Consider the following 3,050-nt stretch of genomic DNA (forward strand, 5'->3'; position numbering starts at 1 on the left):
GTATGGTTGAGCAGATGGCGCAGCGTCAGCGTCGCGCTCGCCCTTTCGTCGGCGACGCGGAACTCCGGAAGCCAGCGGCGGATCGGCTCGTCGAGCGCGAGCTTTCCTTCCTCGACGAGCTGGAGGCAGAGCGCGGCGGTATAGAGCTTGGTGATCGAGCCGATCTGGAACAGCGCCTCGGGCGTCACGGGCACGCGCGTCTCGATATTGACCACGCCGGAGGCGGCCTCCGTCAGCGCGCCGTTCGCCCACACGGCGAGGGACGCGCCGGGGACGCCGTAGGCCTCGAGGCGGTCGTCGAGAAGTTGCCGATCGATATTCATCAGGGATTATCTGGTCCGCAGAATTGCAGGCTTCGCAGGGCGCACATCAAAGTCTAGCATGGCGGCTCAAGCGGCAAGCCTCCAGAGAGAGACATGACAGAAACCCCACTGGTCACCGCCGTCGAGCGCCTCGTCATCGCGGTGCGCGATCTTGCGGACGCCGAACGGATTTATACACGCATTCTCGGCCGTTCGCCGTCCTGGCGTCATGAGGACCCCGGGGGCGGGACGGCGCATGTGCTCTACCGGCTCGACAATATCGGCCTCGAACTGGTGACGCCGACCGGCGACGGACCCTGGGGCCTCGTCGTCTCGCGACATCTCGAAAAGCAGGGCGAGGGCATTCAGGTGCTTTTCCTCGCGACCTCCGATGCAGCCGCGGCGACGGAGCAATTGAAGGGGCGAGGCCTGCCCGCCGTGGCCCTGCCGGAAGGCGGGGCGAAGAGCGGCAGCCGGATCCGGCGCTGGCGCAGCGTGATCCTGCCGCCGCATGTCACGCGGCATCTGCCGATCATCGTCAACGAGACCATCGGCGCCCCCGATGTCGTGCCGCTTGCCCCCTTGCGCGAAGGCGTCGCTGCCGAGGACGCCATCTCGGCGCTCGACCACGTGGTCGTGATGACGCCGGACGCGGAGGCCTGCAAAAAGCTTTTCGGCGAGCAGCTCGGCATACGTCTCGCGCTCGACCAGTCGAAGCCGGAATGGGGCGTGCGCCAGCTCTTTTTTCGCGTCGGCGGGGTCACGATCGAGGTGGTCGAGCCGCTGGACAAGGAGAAGGCGCCCAAGGTCGATGCCTTCTGGGGGCTGGCGTTTCGCGCCGCGAGTGTCGGCGCCGTGCGCGACCGCCTCGCGCGGGAGGGGGCGGATGTGTCGGAGGTTCGCGTCGGCCGCAAGAAGGGAACGGAGGTCGCGACGATCCGCAAGCCGACCTGCGGCGTGCCGGTGCTGCTCGTGGGACCGGTGGCGAGCTAACCCTTGGCAAGTCGCGGCGGCGATGCCATATCGAAGAGCTGGTCACCGTCGGGGAGTATTATGAAATCCGTTGAACTGCTGGTCGAGCGCGTCATTCTGTCGAGCCGCTGGGTGCTCGTCGTCTTCTATCTTGGCCTTGCGGCCGCGCTGGCGCTTTATGCCGCGAGCTTCGTGCTGAAACTCGCAAAGGTCTTCATGGAGGCGTTCAGTCTCGACGAGGCCGAGATGATCCTCGCGATGCTGGGCCTGATCGACGCCGCGCTGGTGGCAAGCCTCGTCCTGATGGTGATGATCTCGAGCTACGAGAATTTCGTCAGCCGGTTCGACGACACGAAGGTCGATCTTTCCTGGCTCGGCAAACTCGACGCCGGCAGTCTCAAGGTGAAGGTCGCGTCGGCCATTGTCGCGATCTCCTCGATCCACCTTCTGCAGGTGTTCCTCAACGTGTCCGAATTCGAGGACGGCAAGATCATGTGGCTGACGATCATGCACATGGCCTTTGTCGGCTCGGCGGTGGCGCTGGGCCTCCTCGACCGCATGTCGCTCAAGAAGTAATTCTAGCTTCGCGGTGCGGCGGCGCGTCGCAGCCGATCATTGATCGCTTCGCCGAGGCCGCGCTCAGGAATGCGCGCAACCGCAATGGTGCTGCCGTCGGCGCGCGCATCGAGCGCGCGCAGCATGGCGAAGAGATTGGCAGCCGCTTCGCCGAGATCGCCGGACGGCGAAAGATTGAGGGCTGCGGCCCCGGAGGATCCGAAGCCGAGCAGCAATTCTCCGTCGCGCACGTCGTCCGCATCGAGACGGAGCGGCGCATGCGGGGCGTAGTGGCTGGCAAGCTGTCCGGGAGACGAACGGCCTGTTTCGCCCGAGGCGACGTCGGCGGCGGCGAGCGGAGACCCGAGCACGCGCTCGATATCCTCGCGCGGCACCGCGCCGGGACGAAGCAGCGTCGGCGTGCCGTTTTCGGGAAATCCGATGACGGTCGATTCAAGGCCGAGCGGGCAGGCGCCGCCATCGAGGATCATGGCGAGAAGGGCGGAATGGCCGAGCGACGCGGCGACATGCTCCGCGCGTGTCGGGCTCACTTCCCCGGAGGCATTTGCCGACGGCGCGGCGATCGGCCGGCCCGCGGCATGGATGAGTTTCTGCGCGATGGGATGTGCGGGGACGCGGAGGGCGACCGTGTCGAGACCGGCGCTGACGAGGAGCGAGATCGGCGTCGTCTCGCGGCGCGGCAGGACGAGGGTGATGCCGCCGGGCCAGAAGGCGCGGGCGAGCGCGTCGGCTTGCGGCGTGAAGCGCGCATGACGGGCGGCCTCTTCGTGGCCGGAGACATGCACGATCAACGGATTGAATGTCGGGCGGCCTTTCGCCTCGAAAATCGACGCGACCGCGCGGTCGTTCGTCGCGTCGGCGCCGAGGCCATAGACGGTTTCCGTCGGGAAGGCGACGAGCTTTCCATTGCGGATAAGGTCGGCGGCGCGGGCGATGGTCTCGGCGGTCGCAATGAGCAGTTCAGGCGCCACGGGGCTTTGCCTTCGCGTTGCGCTGGTTCTTCGCCATCAGGGCATGGACGAGGCGTTGCGGCAGGAAGCGCGCCAGCAGCGCAATGAAATTATTGATGCCGCCATTGATGATGACGGGGCGGCCTTCCATCACAGCGTCATAGGCCTGCCGCGCGACGACGTCGCCGGTCATCCAGATGAATTTCGGCAGCTTGTTCATCGCATCGCGGTTGCCCGCGACGTCATGGAA

Annotated in this window: 5 protein-coding genes; 2 read left to right on the forward strand and 3 right to left on the reverse strand. The window is 66.3% G+C overall.

Annotation, left to right across the window (positions count from 1 at the left end; all coding sequences use genetic code 11):
• On the reverse strand, positions 1 to 323 hold a 323-nt coding region (locus tag VMR03_RS04520; protein WP_325402702.1), incomplete at its 3' end, for a serine hydrolase domain-containing protein.
• 93 nt (positions 324 to 416) lie between these two features.
• Between VMR03_RS04520 and VMR03_RS04525 the strand changes: the two genes are divergently transcribed.
• Together VMR03_RS04525 and VMR03_RS04530 are read left to right on the forward strand one after the other, a co-directional pair.
• Positions 417 to 1,295, forward strand: a complete 879-nt coding sequence (locus VMR03_RS04525; protein ID WP_325402704.1) for a VOC family protein — start codon at positions 417 to 419, stop codon at positions 1,293 to 1,295.
• Between the two features lie 60 nt (positions 1,296 to 1,355).
• Positions 1,356 to 1,850 carry a TIGR00645 family protein gene (locus VMR03_RS04530; protein ID WP_325402706.1) on the forward strand — a complete coding sequence of 165 codons (495 nt, stop codon included), beginning with the start codon at positions 1,356 to 1,358 and terminating at the stop codon, positions 1,848 to 1,850.
• Positions 1,851 to 1,852: 2 nt separating this feature from the next.
• Here the strand turns inward: VMR03_RS04530 and VMR03_RS04535 are convergent, their stop codons facing one another.
• Both VMR03_RS04535 and VMR03_RS04540 read right to left on the reverse strand, forming a co-directional pair.
• Positions 1,853 to 2,821: an L-threonylcarbamoyladenylate synthase gene (locus tag VMR03_RS04535; RefSeq protein WP_325402708.1), complete on the reverse strand. Its 969-nt coding sequence runs from the start codon at positions 2,819 to 2,821 to the stop codon at positions 1,853 to 1,855.
• Positions 2,811 to 3,050, reverse strand: a 240-nt coding sequence (locus tag VMR03_RS04540) for a hypothetical protein (RefSeq protein ID WP_325402710.1), incomplete at its 5' end; no start/stop codon positions are given. The genes VMR03_RS04540 and VMR03_RS04535, both read right to left, overlap by 11 nt.

This window comes from Parvibaculum sp. (genome assembly GCF_035511255.1).
In the GTDB taxonomy this organism is placed as follows: Bacteria; Pseudomonadota; Alphaproteobacteria; order Parvibaculales; family Parvibaculaceae; genus Parvibaculum.

Bases quoted from the DNA above. Each gene is read 5' to 3' on its own strand.
- VMR03_RS04525 (WP_325402704.1), top strand. From the start codon at position 417: ATGACAGAAACCCCACTGGTCACCGCCGTCGAGCGCCTCGTCATCGCG.
- VMR03_RS04530 (WP_325402706.1), top strand. From the start codon at position 1,356: ATGAAATCCGTTGAACTGCTGGTCGAGCGCGTCATTCTGTCGAGCCGC.